The 21,440-nt window shown below is 63.9% G+C and carries 16 protein-coding genes; 3 read left to right on the top strand and 13 right to left on the bottom strand.

Features of this window, described 5'->3' with window-relative positions:
* Positions 1-47 precede the first annotated feature (47 nt).
* Genes dxs through FHS81_RS01625 form a run of 3 tightly spaced genes read left to right on the top strand, consistent with a single transcriptional unit; the run spans position 48 to position 4,057 of the window.
* Positions 48-1,991 carry a 1-deoxy-D-xylulose-5-phosphate synthase gene (gene dxs, locus FHS81_RS01635; protein WP_183750744.1) on the top strand — a complete coding sequence of 648 codons (1,944 nt, stop codon included), beginning with the start codon at positions 48-50 and terminating at the stop codon, positions 1,989-1,991.
* Positions 1,992-2,720: a TlyA family RNA methyltransferase gene (locus FHS81_RS01630; protein WP_183750283.1), complete on the top strand. Its 729-nt coding sequence runs from the start codon at positions 1,992-1,994 to the stop codon at positions 2,718-2,720.
* Positions 2,717-4,057, top strand: coding sequence for a class I SAM-dependent RNA methyltransferase (locus FHS81_RS01625; RefSeq protein WP_183750282.1), 1,341 nt, complete (start codon positions 2,717-2,719; stop codon positions 4,055-4,057). The genes FHS81_RS01630 and FHS81_RS01625 overlap by 4 nt, the downstream gene beginning before the upstream one ends.
* A gap of 153 nt (positions 4,058-4,210) precedes the next feature.
* On the opposite strand, the gene FHS81_RS01620 is transcribed toward FHS81_RS01625, so the two are convergent.
* The 13 genes from FHS81_RS01620 to FHS81_RS01560 all read right to left on the bottom strand — a co-directional run bounded on the left by FHS81_RS01620 (position 4,211) and on the right by FHS81_RS01560 (position 21,395).
* The gene (locus FHS81_RS01620; protein ID WP_246374376.1) at positions 4,211-5,149 is read right to left on the bottom strand and encodes an outer membrane protein assembly factor BamD; all 939 of its coding nucleotides are present in this window, start codon (positions 5,147-5,149) and stop codon (positions 4,211-4,213) included.
* A 214-nt stretch (positions 5,150-5,363) separates the two neighbouring features.
* Positions 5,364-6,314: a UDP-3-O-acyl-N-acetylglucosamine deacetylase gene (gene lpxC, locus FHS81_RS01615; protein WP_183750281.1), complete on the bottom strand. Its 951-nt coding sequence runs from the start codon at positions 6,312-6,314 to the stop codon at positions 5,364-5,366.
* Positions 6,315-6,743: 429 nt separating this feature from the next.
* Positions 6,744-8,477, bottom strand: a complete 1,734-nt coding sequence (ftsZ, locus tag FHS81_RS01610) for a cell division protein FtsZ (protein WP_183750280.1) — start codon at positions 8,475-8,477, stop codon at positions 6,744-6,746.
* 89 nt (positions 8,478-8,566) lie between these two features.
* Positions 8,567-9,919 carry a cell division protein FtsA gene (gene ftsA, locus FHS81_RS01605; protein ID WP_183750279.1) on the bottom strand — a complete coding sequence of 451 codons (1,353 nt, stop codon included), beginning with the start codon at positions 9,917-9,919 and terminating at the stop codon, positions 8,567-8,569.
* Positions 9,916-10,821 (bottom strand): cell division protein FtsQ/DivIB, encoded by a 906-nt coding sequence (locus FHS81_RS01600; RefSeq protein ID WP_246374375.1) that lies wholly within the window; start codon positions 10,819-10,821, stop codon positions 9,916-9,918. The genes ftsA and FHS81_RS01600 overlap by 4 nt, the downstream gene beginning before the upstream one ends.
* A gap of 340 nt (positions 10,822-11,161) precedes the next feature.
* Entirely contained in the window at positions 11,162-12,091 is a 930-nt protein-coding gene (gene murB, locus FHS81_RS01595) for a UDP-N-acetylmuramate dehydrogenase (RefSeq protein WP_183750278.1), read from the bottom strand.
* The gene (gene murC / locus FHS81_RS01590; RefSeq protein WP_183750277.1) at positions 12,088-13,500 is read right to left on the bottom strand and encodes a UDP-N-acetylmuramate--L-alanine ligase; all 1,413 of its coding nucleotides are present in this window, start codon (positions 13,498-13,500) and stop codon (positions 12,088-12,090) included. The genes murB and murC overlap by 4 nt, the downstream gene beginning before the upstream one ends.
* 110 nt (positions 13,501-13,610) lie before the next feature.
* The gene (gene murG, locus FHS81_RS01585; RefSeq protein WP_210281491.1) at positions 13,611-14,744 is read right to left on the bottom strand and encodes an undecaprenyldiphospho-muramoylpentapeptide beta-N-acetylglucosaminyltransferase; all 1,134 of its coding nucleotides are present in this window, start codon (positions 14,742-14,744) and stop codon (positions 13,611-13,613) included.
* Entirely contained in the window at positions 14,737-15,885 is a 1,149-nt protein-coding gene (locus FHS81_RS01580; RefSeq protein WP_183750276.1) for an FtsW/RodA/SpoVE family cell cycle protein, read from the bottom strand. The genes murG and FHS81_RS01580 overlap by 8 nt, the downstream gene beginning before the upstream one ends.
* Positions 15,886-15,906: 21 nt before the next feature.
* On the bottom strand, positions 15,907-17,289 hold the full coding sequence (murD, locus tag FHS81_RS01575; RefSeq protein ID WP_183750275.1) for a UDP-N-acetylmuramoyl-L-alanine--D-glutamate ligase: 1,383 nt from the start codon (positions 17,287-17,289) through the stop codon (positions 15,907-15,909).
* A 1-nt stretch (position 17,290) separates the two neighbouring features.
* The gene (gene mraY, locus FHS81_RS01570) at positions 17,291-18,394 is read right to left on the bottom strand and encodes a phospho-N-acetylmuramoyl-pentapeptide-transferase (RefSeq protein ID WP_183750274.1); all 1,104 of its coding nucleotides are present in this window, start codon (positions 18,392-18,394) and stop codon (positions 17,291-17,293) included.
* A 44-nt stretch (positions 18,395-18,438) separates the two neighbouring features.
* On the bottom strand, positions 18,439-19,920 hold the full coding sequence (locus FHS81_RS01565) for a UDP-N-acetylmuramoylalanyl-D-glutamyl-2,6-diaminopimelate--D-alanyl-D-alanine ligase (protein WP_183750273.1): 1,482 nt from the start codon (positions 19,918-19,920) through the stop codon (positions 18,439-18,441).
* Entirely contained in the window at positions 19,917-21,395 is a 1,479-nt protein-coding gene (locus tag FHS81_RS01560; protein WP_183750272.1) for a UDP-N-acetylmuramoyl-L-alanyl-D-glutamate--2,6-diaminopimelate ligase, read from the bottom strand. The genes FHS81_RS01565 and FHS81_RS01560 overlap by 4 nt, the downstream gene beginning before the upstream one ends.
* Positions 21,396-21,440: the final 45 nt, after the last annotated feature.

Raw genomic sequence — 21,440 nt, 5'->3', positions numbered from 1 at the left:
GCTTATGCGTTGAATTTGTGCAAACTGAAGGCGGCGCGCTTCCATATATGGTGTCTCCGCGTTCTCCCGAGGTGTTTTCATTGCCCGTTTCCACGCCGCTGCTCGACACTGTTCCGACGCCGGAAGATCTCCGCGCCCTGCCTGAAACGGCACTGCCACAACTTGTGGATGAGTTGCGCGCGGAAATGATCGATGCCGTCTCCGTAACCGGCGGGCACCTCGGCGCCGGTCTCGGCGTGGTCGAACTGACAGCGGCGCTGCACTATGTTTTCGACACTCCCCGCGACCGGCTGATCTGGGATGTCGGGCATCAGGCTTATCCGCACAAGATTCTGACCGGGCGGCGCGACCGTATCCGCACTTTACGCAAGGGCGGCGGCTTGTCCGGCTTCACCAAGCGTGAGGAAAGCGAACACGATCCGTTCGGCGCGGGCCATTCCTCGACCTCGATTTCGGCCGGCCTTGGCATGGCCGCGGCGCGCGATCTGGCGGAGGGGGATAATCACGTCGTCTGCATCATCGGCGATGGCGCGATGTCGGCCGGGATGGCCTATGAAGCCATGAACAACGCCGGTGCGCTCGGTTCGCGGCTGATTGTGATTCTCAACGACAACGACATGTCCATTGCCCCGCCCACCGGGGCGCTGTCGGCGCATCTGGCACGGATCGTATCCAGCGGCACGTACCGCTCGCTGCGCGAAACCGGCAAGCAGATCGCCAGCCGCCTGCCGCGCTTTTTCTATGAAAAGGCACAGCGCGCGGAGGAATATGCGCGTGGCTTCTGGGCCGGCGGCACGCTGTTCGAAGAACTCGGCTTCTATTACGTCGGCCCTGTGGACGGCCACAACCTCGACCACCTTTTGCCGGTGCTGCGCAACGCCCGCACCGCCCAGAACGGCCCCATCCTGCTGCATGTCGTGACGCAAAAGGGCAAAGGCTACGCCCCCGCTGAGGCTGCTGCCGATAAATATCACGGCGTCAGCACCTTCGATGTCGTCACCGGTACGCAGGCAAAGCCGAAGGCCAACGCGCCCTCCTATACGCGCGTGTTTGCAGACACGCTCATCCGCGAGGCGCAGGACGACGACAAGATAGTTGCGGTCACCGCCGCCATGCCGTCCGGCACGGGGCTCGACCTGTTTGGAGAAGCCTTTCCCAAGCGCACATTCGATGTCGGCATCGCCGAGCAACACGCGGTGACATTCGCTGCCGGTTTGGCGTCGGAGGGCTACAAGCCTTTTTGCGCTATTTATTCCACGTTCCTCCAGCGCGCTTACGATCAGGTCGTGCACGACGTGGCGATCCAGAACCTGCCTGTGCGGTTCGCGATTGACCGCGCCGGGCTTGTGGGAGCCGACGGACCGACGCACGCCGGATCGTTCGACATCGCCTATCTCGGCTGCCTGCCGAACATGGTGCTGATGGCCGCCAGCGACGAGGCGGAACTCGTGCATATGATCGCAACCGCGAGGGCACACAATGATGGCCCGATCGCGCTGCGCTACCCTCGCGGCGAGGGTGTAGGCGTCGAATTGCCCCCGCGGGGGGAGGTTCTGCCCATCGGCAAGGGCCGTATCGTGCGTGAAGGTTCCCGCGTTGCGCTTCTTTCGCTCGGCACGCGGCTGGCGGAAGCGCTCAAGGCCGCCGACCATCTCGAAGCACGCGGCCTGTCAACGACTGTTGCGGACGCACGTTTTGCCAAACCGCTTGATCTCGATTTGATTCGCCAGTTGGCGCGGCAGCACGAATGCCTCATCACCATCGAGGAAGGTTCGCAAGGCGGCTTCGGCGCTTTCGTACTGCATGCCTTGGCGCATGAAGGATTGCTCGATCATGGTCTGAAGGTGCGCACTATGACGCTTCCCGATGCATTCATCGAGCATGACAAGCCCGACAGGATGTATGCCATGGCGGGACTGGATGCAGCGGGCATCGTCGATACCGTCTTTGCGGCGCTCGGGACTGCGGCGACGGCAGCGCTCAGAGCCTGAATGTCTGACAAACGCAGAGCCGACATCGTGCTGGTGGAACGTGGGTTCTTCACCAGCCGCGCGCAGGCGCAGGCCGCGATCGAAGCGGGCGGCGTGATCGTGGACGGCGTGCAATTGCGCAAAGCCTCCCAGACGATTTTCGCCGATGCCGCGATTACCGCGCAAGCGCCGCATCCATGGGTGTCACGCGGCGGGGTGAAGCTGGCCGCAGCGCTTGATGCCTTCGCAATTGATCCAGCCGGCGCCCGTGCGCTCGATATCGGCGCATCGACTGGCGGCTTCGCCCATGTCCTGCTCACGCATGGCGCAGCGCACGTTCACGCGGTGGACGTCGGCCATGGCCAGTTGCATCCGCTGATTGCCGGCGATGCGCGCGTCACCATGCTGGAAGGCACGGACGCACGGCGGCTGCCCGAACTCGGCATAGGCCCCTTCGATATCCTCGTGATCGACGTCAGCTTTATTTCGCTCAAACTCGTTCTGCCGCCCGTCACGCCTTTATTGGCCCCTGGCGCGACGCTCGTTGCGCTCATCAAACCGCAATTTGAGGCAGGCCGACAGCATCTGCATAAGGGGATCGTGCGTGATGAAGCGGTGCATACGATGGTGTGCAGCGATATCCGCGCGCATGTCGAGGATCTGGGCTTTGCCATAGCAGGCCTTGTCCCCTCCCCGATTACTGGTGGCGACGGCAATCGCGAGTTTCTGTTGGGAGCGCGGCGCGTATGAACGGACTTTCCTCTGCCGTGACGGACATGCGCCTCACCATCGACCGGCTCGGCGCGCGCGGCGACGGTATTGCCGATACGCCGGATGGCCCGGTTTACGTGCCTTATGCATTGCCCGGAGAAACCGTGAGCGTTGGCTTGCCCGCTCCTGATCCGGTGGAAGGCCGCGCTGCGCGCTCCTCCCATGGCCGGGTGGAAGCGCGCGCCAACCTCATCGCGATCGATACCCCCTCACCGGACAGGCGTGCACCCGATTGCGCACTTTTCACCCGTTGTGGCGGCTGCTCCGCGCAGCATATGGCCGAGCCAACCTATCGTGACTGGAAACGGGACAGCGTTGTCACCGCGTTATCGCGGGCACGGCTCGATATCGACATTGGTCCCCTCGTGGATGCGCACGGCAGCGGGCGCAGACGGGTTACCTTCCACGCACGCCGCAAGGATGGCGTCGATGCCGTCGGCTTCATGGCCGCGCGAAGCCATAACCTGATTTCCATCGATCATTGCCCTGTTCTCGATCCCGCTCTCGACCGCGCACCCCAGGTTGCACTGGATGTTGCCCGCCTGCTGCTACCCAAAGGCAAGCCACTGGATGTTCAGATCACCGCCACCTCCGGTGGTCTCGATGTCGACGTTCGCGGTTACGGACAGGCGGGCGAAGGCATTCGCCGCACCTTGACACAGGCTGCGGAGCGCCTTGATCTCGCTCGGCTGTCCATTCACGGTGATCGTATTGTGGAGCGGCGTGCACCGAGTGTCCCTATGGGCAAGGGGCATGTTGTTCTGCCGGCGGGCGGCTTTTTGCAGGCGACCACGCTGGGCGAGGACACGCTGGCGCGGCTCGTGCTGGAGGCTTGTGTCGAAGCCCCGCGCCGCATCCGGCGGGTGGCCGACCTGTTTGCCGGGTGTGGCCCTTTTGCGCTGCGTCTGACGGAGATTGCCGAAGTGCACGCCGTTGAAAGCGCGGCTCCGGCTTTGGCCGCGCTCGACCGCGCCTTTCGGGCGACGCCGGGCCTGCGCCGAATCACGACCGAAACACGTGATCTCTTCCGCCGCCCGCTGTTGCCATCAGAACTGAAAACCTACGACGCCGTTGTGTTCGACCCGCCGCGTGCGGGGGCGGAGGCGCAGGCTCACGAGCTGGCACGCTCGACTGTGCCGCTCGTCATTGCCGTCTCGTGCGATGCCGGGACATTTGCGCGCGATACGAAAATCCTCATCGACGGCGGCTATACACCAATCCGTATAACGCCGGTGGATCAGTTCCGGTATTCGGCGCACGTCGAAACCGTCGGCGTGTTTTTCCGCCCCGGCATCAAGCGTTCATCCAGAGTATGAAATATTATTGATGGCGTCAGGCCGTATTCAAAAAGGCCGGCCAGACTCAATATCAGCCATTACAATCGCTAGGCTTGAATCACAGTGCGTCACGCAAAATAAAACGGCTCCCGTCCGGATAGGAACGGGAGCCGTTTGTTTGTTTTTTGCTGCTTACCTGAACTGGCCGCCGCTGAACAGCTTGCTGATCCAGGAGCCTGTATCTTCACGCGGCTCAAGCCCCCGGCTGGCGAGGAGCGTGTAGGCGTCCTTGTACCACTGGCTATCCGGGAAGTTGTGCCCCAGCACAGCCGCTGCCGTCTGCGCCTCGTTAAACACACCAAGCGCGGCATAAGCTTCGGTCAGGCGCATGAGCGCCTCTTCCGTGGCGCGGGTATTCTGGTATTGCGAGACGACGGTGCGGAAACGGTTGATTGCCGCAGTGTAATTCCGCCGCTTCAGATAGAAGCGCCCAACTTCCATTTCGTGGCCGGCAAGCTGATCACGCACGACCTGCAACTTGAACTTGGCGTCGGTCGCGTATTCGGACTTGGGATAGCGCTGAATGAGCGTATCGAATGCAACGATTGCACGCTGCGTGGACGCCTGATCGCGGGTCACGTCCGGCACTTGCTTGTAATACGACATTGCGAGCAGGTACTGGGCGTAGGCGGCATCCTGAGAATTGGGATACAGCGACACATAACGCGTGGCGCTATTGGCCGAATCATCATACCGCCCGCCCTCATATGCGGCGTAGGTCTGCATGATGAGCGACTTCTGCGCCCACTGCGAACCGGGATTCTGCCTGTTGATGGTGTCGAATGTCTTGTGAGCGCCTTCGAAATCATTCGAGGCAAGACGCGACAGGCCATCGTTATAAAGCTGCTCGGCCGGTGTCACCGGCACGATCTCGGGCTTGTAGGTGTCACCCTTGGAGAAAGGGTTCACAGACTTGAGCGTGTCGCAACCGGCCACACCGCCGAGGCTCAGGGCAACAAGCGCAACGCGCGGCCAGCGCGCCGTAGCAATTCGCTTGAAGCCTGCCCTGGTGTTTGCGGAAAGCGGTTGCGCAAAAACTCTGGTGGAATACAGCATGGAAGGAAAACGCATCCCTCGTCAGTCCTCTCAGATGGCGCGAGGGACGACATTACCCCCAACCACAAGCTGTTTAACCCAAACACGCCCAACAGGCAAAGCGGGTTGTTGCACCGGAAGAGACAGATCACAATATCGAAGTGGATCGGTCACCTTGTGGCATTGTCTAAAACATTTTCCGAACAGCGGCAACCACCTTCCGGCATGCCCCGCGCGCCGGGACCGATTATCAGCTCAGATCAGGAGCGTAGGCGGGAACCGCAACGCCGGCGCCGATTTCGGCATAAGCAAATTCACGACGCGGAGCCATGGCATCGACAATGGCATAATTCGCCCTGTCGCTGAACAGCGACTGCAATACCGCCACGTTCATGCGATGGCCAGCGCAGTAGGAGCGATATTCGCCCTGCAAGGCATAGCCGGCAAGAGCCAGATCGCCGACAGCATCGAGCATCTTGTGGCGGACAAATTCGTCCGCATAACGCAGACCGCCCGGATTGACGATGCCGTCATCTGCAATGGCGACCGAATTGTCGAGCGACGAGCCGCCAGCCAGCCCCATCTTGCGCAGCTTTTCGAGGTCGCGGAGAAAACCGAAAGTGCGGGCGCGGCTGATCTCGGTACGGAAGGTTTCCGGATCGAGGTCCATAACCTTGCGCTGACGGCCGATGACCTGCGAATCGAAGTCGATTTCCACATCCAGCCTGTAGCCACGCTCCAGCGGGCGCAATTCCGAGAAACCGCGGCCATGCTCGATTCGCACGGGACGCAGCACCTTGATGTAGCGACGAGAAGCCTCCTGCACCGCGAGGCCGACGCTCATGATGGCATCGACGAAGCAGGCAGAGCTGCCGTCGAGGATCGGCATTTCGGGGCTGTCGATCTCGGCCAGAACGTTGTCGACACCAAGGCCCACGAGAGCGGCCATCAGATGCTCTACCGTTGAGACCGAACCACTGTCCTTATCGCCGAGGACGGTGCAAAGCTCAGTTGTGCTGACATGGATGTAGCGGGCGTCAATCAGGCGCTCACGGCCGTTGGAAAGGCCGGTACGAAGAAAAACGATGCCATGGTTGGCGGCGGCGGGATGAAGAACGAGCCTTGCAGGCTGACCGGAGTGCACGCCTACGCCAGTGAGCGTAACGGCCTTGCGTAACGTCGTTTGCCTGCTGGGTTTCATCGATATTCATTCCCGGATCGCGTACCACGCGGCGGCATCGATCCGATCCTGATCGATGCGCCCTGAAATCGGCGGGCGGCAAGGCTCCCGAAAGCGCCAAAGGCCAAGTTGCCGATTCATTTGTTGATGCCAACCTAGTTGGCTCGCCACATCCTTGCCAATCACTCTTTTTTACCGTGTGTTACAATGCACAAAAATGCATAAACACTTTTTAAATCAATTAATTAGACGCCGTTAACCATATACGGCACGCCCGTCAGGATTACTGTCGGATATGACGCATTGATGATATCTGCGCACGATTCGGCATTTTTTGAGCTGATGCGCCATCTCAATGACAGCATGCATGCGGTTTTGAGCCAGATATGACAACGGGGCCTTTCGGCCCCGTTGTGCATAACTCTGAAAAGTGTGAACGCGCTGCTGTGTTCAATTCGCCTGACGACGGAGAAATGCAGGAATCTCAAGCTGTTCGTCATCAATTGTTGCATTGCGGTGTGCCACTGGGCGCTGTGCCTGTTGCTCCGGTGCGGGCTGCCGGAAAGCCGGAGCCTGCGACGGATGCTGATGCTGCGCGGCGGGTGCCTGCTGCTGCGGACGAGGCTCCGGAGCGCGCTGTTGCGGCGCGGGCTGGGGTGCATCTTCGCGGCGACCAAGGCCTACCGAAGCGAGACGCTGAAGCAGCGACGGACGGTGACGCGGGTCGTGCGTGCTTTCCTGCTGGGGAGCCTCTCCGCGGCTGGCGCGGATCTGGTTCTGCGCCGGCAGGGGCAGTTCGTCGATGCGCGGCATGCGAGCCGGACGCACGGTCTGCTCGGCACGCGGCGGCAGAAAGTGCTCGGGCACCGGCTCATGCTGCACCGGCGCACGTGCGGCTTCCACCGCTGGCGCGGGTGCAACCGGCGCGCGCGGCGCGGCCTGCTCGAACACAACGTCATGCCGCCCGACAGCCGGAGCAGCCTGTGCCACGGGAGCGTGCTGCGCGACCGGAGCATGCTGCGGCATGGCCGTGTAGGATGCTGCCGTGGCAGCGGCGGCGGGAGCCTGTGTGTGCACCGGCGCTGCAATCGTCGCTGCAGCCTGTGCGGGTGCAACACCGCCCTGGGTTGCCCTCAGGCGTGCTTCCGAACGCAGGCGCTCGGCAACTTCTGCGATGCGCTGCTCGGTCGCGGTCACATCCTGCGTGCTGCCGGCCACAAGCGGTTCGATGCCGGTTGCGACGACCGAAACGCGAATGATGCCTTCAAGCGCCGGATCGAACGTCGCGCCAAGAATGATGTTCGCGTCTGCGTCGACTTCCTCGCGGATACGGGTCGCGGCTTCGTCGACTTCGTAGAGCGTGAGGTCGTTGCCGCCCGTGATCGAAATCAGCAGGCCGCGCGCGCCCTTCATCGACACGTCGTCCAGCAGCGGGTTGGCGATGGCGGCCTCGGCGGCGGTCAGCGCGCGCTTCTCGCCAGAGGCCTCGCCCGTGCCCATCATGGCCTTGCCCATGCCGCGCATGATCGAGCGCACGTCGGCGAAGTCGAGGTTGATGAGACCTTCCTTCACCATCAGATCGGTGATGCAGGCAACGCCGGAGTACAGCACCTGGTCGGCCAGCGAGAAGGCGTCGGCGAACGTGGTCTTTTCGTTGGCGACGCGGAACAGGTTCTGGTTCGGAATAACGATCAGCGTGTCGACCGCCTTCTGAAGCTCCAGAATGCCGGATTCGGCCATGCGCATGCGGCGCACGCCTTCAAACTGGAAGGGCTTGGTGACGACGCCAACGGTGAGAATGCCCATCTCGCGCGCGGCCTGCGCGATGACAGGCGCGGCGCCCGTGCCGGTGCCGCCACCCATGCCGGCGGTGATGAACACCATGTGCGCGCCGGACAGGTTATCGCGGATCTCTTCGATCACCTCTTCCGCCGCGGCGCGGCCGATATCCGGCTGCGAGCCAGCGCCCAGACCCTCTGTGACCTGGGTGCCCATCTGGATCACACGCTCGGACCGCGAGCTGGCGAGAGCCTGTGCGTCAGTGTTGGCGCAGACGAACTCGACCCCTTGCAGGCCGGATTCGATCATGTTGTTCACAGCGTTGCCGCCGGCTCCGCCGACGCCGAAAACCGTGATGTGGGGCTTCAGTTCCCGGATATCCGGAGCTTGCAGGTTGATCGCCATGTTCCTTGGCCTCTTCTCATCAATCGGCGCCCGGCTGCGCGCCCCTCTAAAAATTCAAGACGAGGCGGCCGCCGCACCGCCGCCCACTCTCAAAAACTGTCGCGAATCCAGCGCCCGACGCGGGTGAAGTATCCGTCCGTGCCCGTCCGCAGGCCGTAGCCCGAGGAGCGCGGTTCGAAGTGCTCCACATGCGCCATCTGCGGATAGACCAGCAGGCCGACGGAAGCCGAAAACGCAGGCCCCTTCGCCTTCTCCGGCAGTCCCTTGATTCCAAGCGGCCTGCCTATACGCACTTGTCCCGTTCCCTTTTCACCGACGAGAATACGCCGGGCAAGTTCGGGAATTCCCGTCAACTGGCTTGCACCGCCGGTCAGGATCACCCGCCGGCCAGCCTCGGCCGCGAAGCCCGCTTCACGCAGACGCCCGCGCGCCAGTTCAAGAATTTCCTCAACACGCGGCTTGATGATGTGCACCAGATGCGATTTGGGCACGTTGTTGGGCACATCCTGCTCGCTGTCATCGACCTGCGGCACCGAAATGATCTCCCGCTCGTCGGAGGGCGAGGAAATCGCAGCCCCGTAGAGCGTCTTCAGCCTTTCGGCCGCCGAAACGCGCGTGGACAGGCCGCGCGCGATATCCATGGTGACATGGTGGCCGCCGACCGCGAACGCGTCCGCGTGCACCAGATGGCCGCCGGCGAAAACGCCCATGCTGGTGGTGCCACCGCCAAGGTCGATCAGCACCGCGCCCATTTCCGCCTCGTCATCGACGAGTGCCGAAAGGCCGGATGCGTAGGGCGTCGAAACCACCGCCTCGATATCGAGGTGGCAACGCTCCACCGCCAGCATCAGGTTGCGCACAGCGCCCGCGTCGGAGTTGACCACATGCATGTCGACGCCGAGCTTCTCGCCGATCATCCCGGCCGGGTCTAGCAGGCCACGTTGGCCATCCAGCGAGAAGCCGGTCGGCAGCGCATGCAGCACCGCCCGCCCCGGGCGGGTTGCGTGAGCGGACGCAGCATCGAGCACACGTCCGACATCGCCGGTGGTGACCGCACCGCCGCGCACCGCGACATGCGCCGCAAAGCGCTGCGATGCCAGCCGCCCGCCAGTAAGGTTGACGATGACCGATTGCAGCTCAACCTTGGCCATGCGCTCGGCGGCGTCCACCGCCTGCCGGATGGCGCGCTCAGCCGCTTCGAGATCGACGACGATGCCGCCCTTCACACCCATGGAACGCTGGTGGCCGATACCCAGAACCCGCGCCAGATGGGTGCGCCCGCGCAGCACTTCGGTCTCGCTGACCGGGTTGAGCTGGGCGATGAGGCAGACGATCTTGTTCGTACCGACGTCGAGCACCGACAGCGTAGCGCTCTTGCGCGCCGACAGCGGGCGCATCCGGGGCGTCAGGCCCGGTGTAACGCGATTGCCGGAGGAGCTCATGTTTCTGGTGCCTTCCGCTTGCCGGTTTTCTTGCGGGCCTCGATCATGGCCGCCGCGCCTTCCTCGCTCAGCCGCAGGGACATGCGATCGTTCTGACGCATGTCGATGGCGATGAGGTCCTTGTTCAGCAGCGTCTCGCGGCGCTCCAGATCGACAAGACGCGTCATGGCCGCCACCGGCTCGATCTCGGGCAGGCGGACGATGAGGTCGTTGTCGAATTTGATGTCCCAGCGTCTGCCGGAGACGAGAATGCCGGCGCGAATGCGCTGCGCCAGCGGTCCCGCGGCTTTGACGATGTCGATGTATTCTTCGGCCCGCATGTTCGCGCCCTCACCCGCCACGAACGGCAGGCGGGCAAAACGCGGATCGGTCATCAGGTCGATAACGGTGCCGTCTCCGGCGATCACGAAAACCTCGCCGTTGCGCTGCCACAACGCCTGCGGCTCGCGCTCGACAATGCCGATCGACAGCGCATCGGGATAAAGCTTGCTCACCGAAGCCTGACGGATCATCGGAACGGATTCCAGCCGCTTGCGCACTTCGCTGGCATCGAGGAAGGCCAGCGAACGCAACGGGCCGACGCCCGCAGCCGCCAGAACCTCGCTCTCGCGCAGCTCCACGATGCCGGAAATGTGCACCTCGTCGATGCCGAGCCCGAAGAGGCGGGCAACGGCGTCATAGGGTTCCCCATAGGTGGCGCGGAACTCGTCCAGATGTCCCCCGCGCAGCGCGCCATAGGTCGCCACCGTGGCGAAAAGCGCCAGCATCAGGCCGGACCCCGTGCCGCGCGGCATATAGCGCGCCGCCCGGTCGAACGGCGTCAGGCGCAGCGCGCGGCGATCTCCGGCGGTGACGCGTGGCGCCTCCGTCCGTCTCCGCGAAAAAAACTTGCGACCAGCCATCGATAAAGCCCGAGAATGAAACCCCGCCATTTCGGCACAGGGTTAAGCTCCGGTGACATCATGCCGCGCCACGCCCCAATCGGGGCCGCGAAGCAGCACTCACCGTTAACAACGACTCTTCCGTATTTTTGGTAAATATTTGGTTTAAACGGAGCGCCGCACCTGCCTGCGAACGCATTTTTAATGCGGGCGGCCGACAGAGGATAAAACGCACCTTCGCATGAAAATGCTTATAAATCAGGCTCTTATCTGATTACCCGCCTTCATTGGGCATAAAGTTGCCCACATCCGTCTTCAACAGTCGTTCCGGCGGCCCGATTAACGTTTACGGCCGGGGTCGTTAAGATTCATCCGCCGACAGCGGAATGCCGACGCGGCGGATTTCCCATTGAAGCTCGATGCCGAAGTGTTCGCGCACACGCCGCCGCACTTCTTCGCCCAGCGCCTCGATATCCGCCGCCGTTGCGCCGCCGAGGTTGAGAAGGAAGTTGCAATGCAGCTCCGACACCTGCGCCGCGCCGATTTGCAGCCCCCGGCAACCGGCAGCGTCCACCAGTTCCCACGCCTTGCCACCGGGAGGGTTGGTGAAGGTGGAGCCGCCCGTGCGGGTGTTGACCGGCTGTGTCGTGGACCGGGCTTCGGTGATGGCGTTCATGCGCGCGAGAATCTCGGCCGGTTCGCCGGGCGTGCCGGCAAACAGCGCTTCCACGAAAATGAGATCGTCGGGTACCGCCGTGTGGCGATAGGTGAAGCCCATATCGGCGTGCGTCAGCGTCACGCGGTTACCGGCGCGGTCCACGGCTTGCGCCTCGACCAGCACTTGCGCGACATCGCCGCCATAGGCGCCGCCGTTCATCCGCAGCGCGCCGCCGACGGTGCCGGGAATACCGCGCAGGAAGGCCAGCCCGTCGATGCCGGCTTCCGCCGCCGCACGCGCCACCTTTACATCCGCAGCGGCCGCCCCGGCGCGCACCCGGTGCCCGTCCTCAATCGCAATGCCGCCAAAACCCTTGCCCAGCCTGATGACTGCGCCCGGCACGCCGCCGTCGCGCACCAGCATGTTGGACCCAAGACCGATGACCAGCACGGGAACTTCCACCGGAAGATGGCGCAGGAACAGCGCCAGATCATCGGCATCGGCTGGCGTGAACAGCAATTGCGCCGGCCCGCCGGTCCGAAACCACGTCAACGGTGCAAGCGGCGCATCTTCCACCAGCGCGCCGCGCAGCCCGATATCCTCCAGCGGCGCGGTGATGTCATCGAAGCTCATGACGCCTCGTCCAGCGCGGCCAATTCGTCCGGCAGCGCATAAGCCCAGCCGGTGATGTTGCCGGCCCCCAGCAATATCACGTAATCGCCCGGCGACACGGCTTCGCGCACGCGCGCCGCGAGCCCCTCCTGGCCGTCGATGGCAAAGACATCGCGGTGGCCGCGCGCACGGATGCCGGCGACCAGATCATCCCGCGATGCCCCCTCGATAGGCGTTTCGCCTGCCGCGTAGACCGGCGCGACAAACACGGTGTCCGCATCGTTGAAGCAGGTGCAGAAATCGTTGAACAGCGACTGCACGCGGGTATAGCGGTGCGGCTGCACCACGGCCACAACGCGGCCCGTCGTGGAAGCGCGCGCCGCCCGCAGCACGGCGGCAATTTCCACCGGATGGTGGCCGTAATCGTCGAAGATCGCGACGTCGTTCCAGTCGCCCGTGCGGGTGAAGCGTCGCTTGACGCCGCCGAAACCGCCCAGCGCACTGACAATGGCATCGGGCTTCATACCAAGCTCGAACGCCACCGCGATGGCCGCCGTGGCGTTCAGCGCATTGTGCAGACCGGGCATGGGCAGCACCAGATCGTCGATGACGGTGGCCGTATTGGATTGCCGGTCGCGGATCAGCACCGTGAAGCGGCTGCGCCCGCCGGAAAGGTCGAGATCCAGCAGGCGCACATCCGCCTGCGGGTTCTGGCCATAGGTGACGACGCGCCGGTCCTCGATGGTGCCGACGAGATCCTGCACCACCGGATGATCGATGCACATCACCGCAAAGCCGTAGAACGGCAGGTTCTCGATGAAATCCCGGAAGGCTTTTTTCACCGCGTCATACGTGCCGAAATGGTCGAGATGCTCGGGGTCGATGTTTGTAACCACGGCCACGTCTGCCGGCAACTTGAGGAAGGTGCCGTCCGATTCGTCAGCCTCCACCACCATCCAGTCGCCGCCCCCGAGGCGGGCATTGGTGCCATAGGCGTTGATGATGCCACCGTTAATCACGGTGGGATCGAAGCCGCCGCCATCGAGCAGGGTCGCAACCAGCGAGGTCGTCGTCGTCTTGCCGTGGGTGCCGGCGATGGCGACGCATGTCTTGAGGCGCATCAGCTCCGCCAGCATCTCGGCGCGGCGCACCACCGGCAGGCGGCGCAGGCGTGCTTCAGCAAGCTCGGGGTTGTCGCGCTTGATCGCCGTCGACACCACCACGACCCCGGCCTCGCCGAGGTTGGCGGGATCGTGCCCGACAAACACGCTCGCGCCCTTCTCGCGCAGGCGTTTGACGTTGGCATTGTCGCTGGCGTCAGACCCCTGCACCGTATAGCCGAGATTGAGCAGCACCTCGGCAATGCCCGACATGCCGATGCCCCCGATGCCGATGAAATGAATGGGGCCAAGCTCGCGCGGCAGCTTCATGAACCGCTTCCTTCACTTTCGATGTCATCACACAATATAACAAGGTCTTTGGTAACAAAGTCTTGGGCAACGACGTCCTGCCAGGCTTTTGCCCGCTTCGGACGTCGCATTCAAGAAATCGCGGCAGGTTTTGCGCCGCTCACGATGCCGATTATCTGATCCGCCAGCCGCTCTGCGGCATCTGGATAGCCGACAGTGTGCGCCGCTGCGGCGGCGCGGGTCAACGATGCCGGATCGCCGAAAACTTCCTTCAGCGTGTCCGCCAGCCACTGCGACGTGAATTCCGTCTGTGCCACGGCGGTCGTGGCGCTGGCACGCGCCAGCACGGCGGCATTGGCCGCCTGATCCTGATCCAGCGAACCAGGCAGCGGCACCAGAATGGACGGCCGGCCAATCACCGCCAGTTCCGCCACTGTGGAAGCCCCCGCGCGGCCAATGACGAGCTGGGCCGCAGCCATCCGCGCCGGGAGATCGGCGAAGAACGCATCGACCTCCGCCGCGACACCAAGGCGGGCATAGATTTCCCGCACCCGCTGCAAATCTTCCTGCCGCGCCTGCTGCACGATAGCCAGACGCTGACGCAGATGATCCGGCAGCAATTCGACGGCTGCCGGCACGATGTCGCTCATAACCCGTGCGCCCTGACTGCCGCCAGTGACGACCAGATGCAAAACACCATTTTCATACAGCGGCTGGAACGGCACCCGCGCCGCCTCGATCACGGCGGGCCGCACCGGGTTGCCGACATGCACGACCCGCTGCTGCGCACCCTTGGGCAGCTTGCCGACTTGCGGAAAGCCGGTGGCGATCAACGTGGTCCAGTGACTCAGCAGCAGGTTCGCGCGCCCCAGAACAGCATTCTGCTCATGAATGACAACCGGCAGACGCTGGAAAGCCGCAGCAAGCAACGGCGGCACGGTTGGATAACCGCCAAATCCCACAACCACAGCCGGCCCACGCTCCTTGATAGCGCCGAAGGCGGAGAAAAATCCGCGCCCCAAAGTCATCATCGCCTTGACCGCTGCCAGCGGCGAACGGTTCGACGGCGTCGCTGCCGGAAACTCAATGATGTCGTCAGCCGGAAAACGCTCGGCAAAGCGCGCCGCACGGGTATCGGTGGCCAGCACGACGCGCACACCACGCGCGCGCAGCGCCCCCGCCAGCGCCTCCGCCGGAAACAGGTGACCACCTGTGCCGCCGGCGGCGATAATCACGAGCGGAGCTTTACCCGACACTTCAACCATTATAACCATCCGCCGGAATGCCACGGTCAAGGATTGCCGCGCGCGGACGCTTGCGGGTGAGCGCGATCAGGAAGCCCATGGCGAGCGCCAGCGACCATAGCGATGAACCACCGTAGGAAACAAAGGGCAGCGTCATGCCCTTGGCGGGCAGGAGATGCACGTTCACCATCATGTTGATGCACGCCTGCACGCCGAACAGCGTCACCAGCCCGGTGGCGGCCAACCTGCAGAACGGATCGTCGTTGCGGCGCGCCAGAGACAGGGTGCGCAGCACGATGAGGGCAAACAGCAGCACCAGCGCGATGCAGACGCCGATGCCGAACTCCTCCGCCGTGGCGGCAAAGATGAAGTCGGTATGGGCGTCCGGCAGAATGCGCTTCACGGTGCCCTCGCCCGGGCCCTTGCCGATCCAGCTTCCCTGCGCGAACGCATCCAGCGCCGTGCTGACCTGGAAACTGTCGCCGGATGACGGATCGAGGAAGCGCTCGATACGCGCCCGAACGTGACCGATGAACTCATATGCCGCTACAAGGCCCAGAAGAGCAAAACCGCCAAGGCCCAGCACCCAGAACAGATGCAGCCCCGCCGTGAAGAACAGGCACGCCCACACGATCGTCACCAGCATCGTCTGACCGATATCCGGCTGAAGGATCAGCGGGATGATGGTGAGCGGCAGCATCAGCACCGCAAGCCAGGTGCCGGGCATGTCCTTGCGGCGATTGCCCTCGGCAAAAAGCCATGCCGTCAACACCACGAAGGCAGGTTTCACGAACTCCGACGGCTGGAGCGTGAGCCCGCCCAACATGAACCAGCGCCGCGAGCCCTTCACCTCAGGCCCCATATACAGCGCCAGCAGGATCAGCACCATGCCGCCGGCATAAGTCAGCAACGCCAGCCGGCGCACGTAGCGCGGCGGCAGCATGGAAACGCCGATCAGAATGAAAATGCTCGGAATGAGGTAGAAGATCTGCCGGTTGACGAAGTGAAAATCCGGCAGGCCAAGCCGCTCGGCGACCGGCGGGCCGCCGCCCATCAGGAACACGAGACCCGCGACCATCAGCACGCCGATGGCGACCAGCGTAACGCGGTCGACCGTCCACAGCCATTCACCCGCATAAGTGCGTTCCGCGCGCGATGCCATCGTCAATCCCTCAAAAGGGCCTTACCGCAAGTCCGTCTGAACCTGTGGCAATGCCTGAACGGCCTCGCGAAAGCGATTGCCGCGCACCTCGAAATTCGGGAACTGGTCGTAGGAGGCGCAAGCCGGAGAGAGCAGCACCACCGCCTCGCCCGCGCCATCGCCACCGGCCGCCCGCGCCGCCTCGACAACCGCCTGATCGAGCGTGCCGCTCAGGGTGTAGGGCACGACCCCGTCAAGGGTGCGGGCGAAATCCGGACTCGATTCACCGATGAGATAAGCATGAATGATTTTTGGAAAATATTCCGTTAACGACGCGATGCCGCCTTCCTTGGGCCGGCCGCCGACAATCCAGAAAATACGGTCGAACGACCCCAGCGCCTTCGCCGCGGCATCGGCGTTGGTGGCCTTTGAGTCGTTGACGAACAACACGTTACCCGCGCGCCCCACGGCCTCCATGCGGTGCGCGAGGCCGGGAAACGTCGCCAGCCCGCGCGCGGCATCCGCATCGCTGACACCGATCGCCGTGACCGCCGCGAAAGCCGCCGCGGCGTTCTGCGCATTATGACGGCCGCGCAGCGAACCGATGCCGGCCAGATCGGCAACGGCCACGCCATCGCGCAGGATCTTGTCACCGAGGACGGAAAATCCCGTTGCCAGAGTTTGCCGCACGCTGACCGGCACGACATGCCTTCCAGCTGCCGCAACGCGCTCCGCGATTGCCGCCGACCAGCCATCATCGACCCCGATGATGGCCGTGCCGGAGGCCGCAACGAGCCGCTCCTTGATGGCTGCGTACAGCTCCATCGAACCGTGGCGGTCGATGTGATCGGGTGTCAGGTTCAGGTGAATGCCCACCGTCGGGTCGAGCGTGGGCGTGAGATCGATCTGGAACGACGAGCATTCCACAACGTGCACACGCGCAGGCGACGGCGGCTCCAGCGACAGAATCGCGGTGCCGATATTGCCGCCCAGCTGCACGTCATATCCCGCTTCGCGCAGGATGTGGGCGATGAGCACCGTGGTCGTGGATTTGCCGTTTGTGCCGGTGATGGCGATGAACGGCGCGTCCGGCGCGATGGATCGCCGCTCGCGGACGAAAAGCTCGATGTCGCCGATGATCTCGACACCGGCGGCACGCGCCAGATACACCGACCAATGCGGTTCGGGATGCGTCAGCGGAACACCGGGTGACAGCACCAATGCATCCACGCCGTGCCAGTCCTGCTCCCGCAGATCCGCGACCGGCACCCCCGCTGCATGGGCAGCCTCGCGCCCTTTCTCGCCATCGTCCCAGGCGGTGACGTGCGCCCCGCCGGCGATGAGCGCCAGCGCCGTGGCGAGGCCGGAGCCGCCGAGGCCGAAAACGAAAACGCGTTGACCCGAAAAGGATGTGACAGGTGTCATTTTATCTCAGCTTCAGCGTGGACAGGCCGACGAGCGCCAGCACCACGGCAATGATCCAGAAGCGGATCACGACCTGCGGCTCCGTCCAGCCCAATTGCTCGAAATGGTGATGGATGGGCGCCATCTTGAACACCCGCTTGCCGGTGAGCTTGAACGACGCCACCTGCACGATCACCGACAGCGCCTCCAGCACGAACAGACCGCCGACGATGGCGAGCACGATCTCATGCTTCACCGCGACCGCGATGGCTCCCAGCATGCCGCCAAGCGCCAGTGAGCCGGTGTCGCCCATGAAGATCTGCGCCGGCGGCGCGTTGAACCACAGAAACCCGATACCCGCGCCGATGAGTGCGCCGCACAGCACCGCCAGTTCGCCGACGCCGGGTATGAAGTTGATCTGCAGATAGTTGGCGAAAATAGCGTTGCCGACCAGATAGGCGATGAAGCCGAAGGTTGCCGCGGCGATCATCACCGGCACGATGGCAAGGCCGTCCAACCCGTCCGTGAGGTTCACGGCATTGCCCGCGCCCACGATGACGAAGGCTCCGAACACCGCAAAGAACCAGCCGAGATCGATCAAGAGATCCTTGAAGAAGGGAATGGCGACCGAAGTCGACAGCAACTCGCGCGCGGGCGGCAGCTCTTCACGGCTGACGAGAATGATGGCAACGGTCGCGGCAAGGCCGATCAAGCCCTCTATCGAGAGGCGCATGCGGCCGGAAAATCCCTTGTGGGACTGCTTCGTGACCTTGAGGTAATCGTCATAAAAGCCGATGGCGCCAAAGCCCAGCGTCACGAACAGCACGATCCACACATACGCGTTCGACAGGTTGGCCCATAGCAGCGCGGACACCAGCACGCCGGACAGGATCATCAGCCCGCCCATGGTCGGCGTGCCCTTTTTGGCGAGATGGGACTGCGGCCCGTCCGTGCGGATAGGCTGGCCCTTGCCCTGCCGCATCCGCAGCGATGCGATGATGGACGGCCCGAACAGGAACACGAAGAACATGGCGGTCGCCGTGGCCGCGCCCGTGCGGAACGTGATGTAGCGGAACACGTTGAGCGCGGGCAACGAAGCGCTCAGTTCCGCAAGCCAGATGAACATGCTCTTCTCGTCTCCGGATAGCCAAAGGAATTATCGGGGCAGAATCACGCTTCCACGCCAACAGCCGGGAAACGGCTCCGGATCGCGGCGACAATGCGCGAGACCCTTGTGCCGTTCGATCCCTTCACCATCACCGCATCGCCAGCCCGGACAGCGCGCAGCACCTGCTCCTCAAGCCCTTGCGCGGTTTCGGCATACGCCCCGCGCACCTCCGGCGCAAGCGCACGCCACAGATGATGCATGCCGGGGCCGGCGGCGAAGACGAGATCGATGTCGTTTTCCACAATCGGCTCATTCAGCCGGGCATGCATGGCATCGCTGTCAGGGCCAAGTTCCAGCATGTCCGCCAGCACAGCGATGCGCCGCCCGCGCAGCCCCGCCGCCGCCTGGCCCAACGTGTCGAGCGCCGCCTTCATCGATGTCGGGTTGGCGTTGTAACTCTCGTCGATCAGCAAAAACTCGCCGCCGGGCGCGCTCAGCCGCACGCGCTCACCCCGCCCGACAGGCGGCGTCAGGTTGCCGAGCGCCAACGCCGCCAATGCCAGATCGGCCCCGACTGCATGTACGGCCGCCAGAACGGCCAAGCTGTTGAGCGCCACGTGCCGGCCCGGAGAGCCCAGGCGATACACGACCGGCGTGCCGAACACCTGCGCCTCGACAACCGACAATTCCGGCATGGCCACAATCTTGACCGCGTGGATATCGGCTTCCGGATGCAGACCGAAGGTGATGATTCGCCCCGCATGGGATGCCTGCGCATGGGCTTTCAGCCGTTCGAAGTGCTCGTTGTCCCGGTTGAGCACGGCGACGCCGCCGGGCTCCAGCCCCGCGAATACCTCGCCCTTGGCGTCCGCGATGGCATCCACGGATGGGAAGCGTTCGAGATGCGACTGCCCCACCGTGGTCACGATGGCAACATGCGGACGCACGAGGCGCGTCAGGGGCCGGATTTCGTCCGGCGCATTCATGCCAACCTCGAAAATGCCGAAGCGCGCCCGTCGCGGCATGCGTGCCAGCGACAGCGGCACGCCCCAGTGATTGTTGTAGGAAGCAACGGAGGCATGCGTCAGCCCCTGCCCTTCCAACGCCAGCCGCAGGGCCTCCTTGGTGCTGGTCTTGCCAACGGAGCCCGTGACCGCGACGATCTTGCCCCGTGTACGCGCCCGGGCCGCTTTGCCCAGGCTTTCCAGCGATTCAAGCACATCCCGGACGATGTAAAGCGGCCCGTCGTTGACCCGCGAGGCGGCGTGCGCTTCGTCGATCACCGCCGCGGCTGCGCCCTTGGCCAGCGCCTGTGACACATAGGCGTGGCCGTCGCTGTTATCTCCCCGGATCGCAAAGAACAGGTCTCCGGGCATCAGCGTGCGCGTATCGATGGAAATGCCTGTCACGCGCTCCGGCAACGCGTTGACGACGCGGGCATTCAGCGCGGGAAGAAGATCGAGCGGGGACCACAAAGCCTCCGCCGGGCGGCCCACGGGTTGCGGGGCGTGCGGAGAAACGGTGTCCGAGGCCGGTGTCGTCATGATGTCAGCTCCGCGACGGCGGCGAGCACCGTGTCATGATCGGAAAAGGGAAGCGTGGTCTGGCCGACGATCTGGCCTGTTTCATGGCCCTTGCCCGCCACCACGAGCACGTCCCCCGCCCCCAGCAACCGGACGGCGTGATGAATGGCCGCCGAACGGTCGCCGATCTCCACGATCTGTGCCGCGCCGCGCGCGCCAGCCAGCACCTCCGCACGGATGGCCGCAGGCTCTTCCGAACGCGGGTTGTCGTCGGTGACGATGGCGATATCGGCTTTTTCCGCCGCGATTGCACCCATCAGCGGACGCTTGCCGCGATCACGGTCGCCACCGGCGCCGAAAACAACAACCAGCCGGCCCGTGGCGTAACCACGTAGCGTATCGAGAACCGAAGCCAGCGCATCCGGCTTGTGAGCGTAATCCACCACGATCAGCCCGCCGTTGACTTCCGCCACCCGCTCAAGCCGACCCTTGACGCCAGTTAGCCCTTCAAGCGCTTTGAAGACGCGCTCGGGCACCTCGCCGGCTGCAAGTGCCAGTCCAGCGGCAACCAAGGCATTCGATGCCTGAAAATCACCCGCAAGCGGCAGGGTGACATCGTATGTTCGCCCCTCATGCCCGATGCGCAGCCGCTGACCGAAGCCCTCGCGCACCACGCTTTCCAGCCTGACATCCGCGCCTGAAACCCCGACGCCGATCAAAGGCAGGCCACGCGCCTGTGCGACCGTGGCAACGCGGGCAGCCTCCGGTGAATCGGCGTTGATAACAACCGGCGCACCCTGCGGCAGCAGCGCGGAGAACAGACGCAGCTTAGCCGCGAGGTAAGCTTCGACGTCCGGGTGATAGTCCAGATGATCCCGCCCCAGATTGGTGAATGCGCCAGCGGCAAAACGCACGCCATCAAGGCGATGCTGGTCGAGACCATGCGAGGAAGCTTCCAGCACCAGATGCGTGACGCCCTCGCCCGCCAGTTCATCCAGCGTGCGGTGCAGGCTGATGCTATCCGGCGTGGTGAGCGAACCATAAACCGCACCAGACGGCGCAACGACGCCGATGGTGCCCAGACTCGCGGCAGACTGGCCGAGGACAAGGAAAATCTGCCGGGTGAAATCCGCGACTGAACTCTTGCCGCTCGTGCCCGTCACCGCCAGCACTTTTGCGGGCTGGCGGGGATAAAACCGTGCCGCCGCGTGCGCAACGGCCGCGCGGACATTCGCTACCGTCACCCATGCAGTTGCTTCTGGCAGATCGACCGGGCGCTCACCCTCACCGACAATGGCGGCAGCACCGCGCCGCGCGGCATCCAGCGCGAAGGCGCGGCCGTCGAGCTTGTTCCCCGGAACGGCGAAGAACACGTCGCCCGCTTCGACGCGCCGCGAGTCGAGCTGTAAACCCGTAACGGCGACATCGCTCGCGCCGGCTTCCGGCAGCAGGCTGGACAAGGCAACGGGCTGCGATTCCGGCGAGGAAGTCGTCATGACGGCCATATTCCGTTCGCTCTTGCAGGGTGCATCACCGTGTTC

Origin of the sequence: Pseudochelatococcus contaminans (assembly GCF_014195635.1) — a bacterium.
In the GTDB taxonomy this organism is placed as follows: Bacteria; Pseudomonadota; Alphaproteobacteria; order Rhizobiales; family Beijerinckiaceae; genus Pseudochelatococcus; species Pseudochelatococcus contaminans.
The sequence above is the reverse complement of the archived record's forward strand: the minus strand, read 5'-3'. Positions and strand labels throughout refer to the sequence as shown.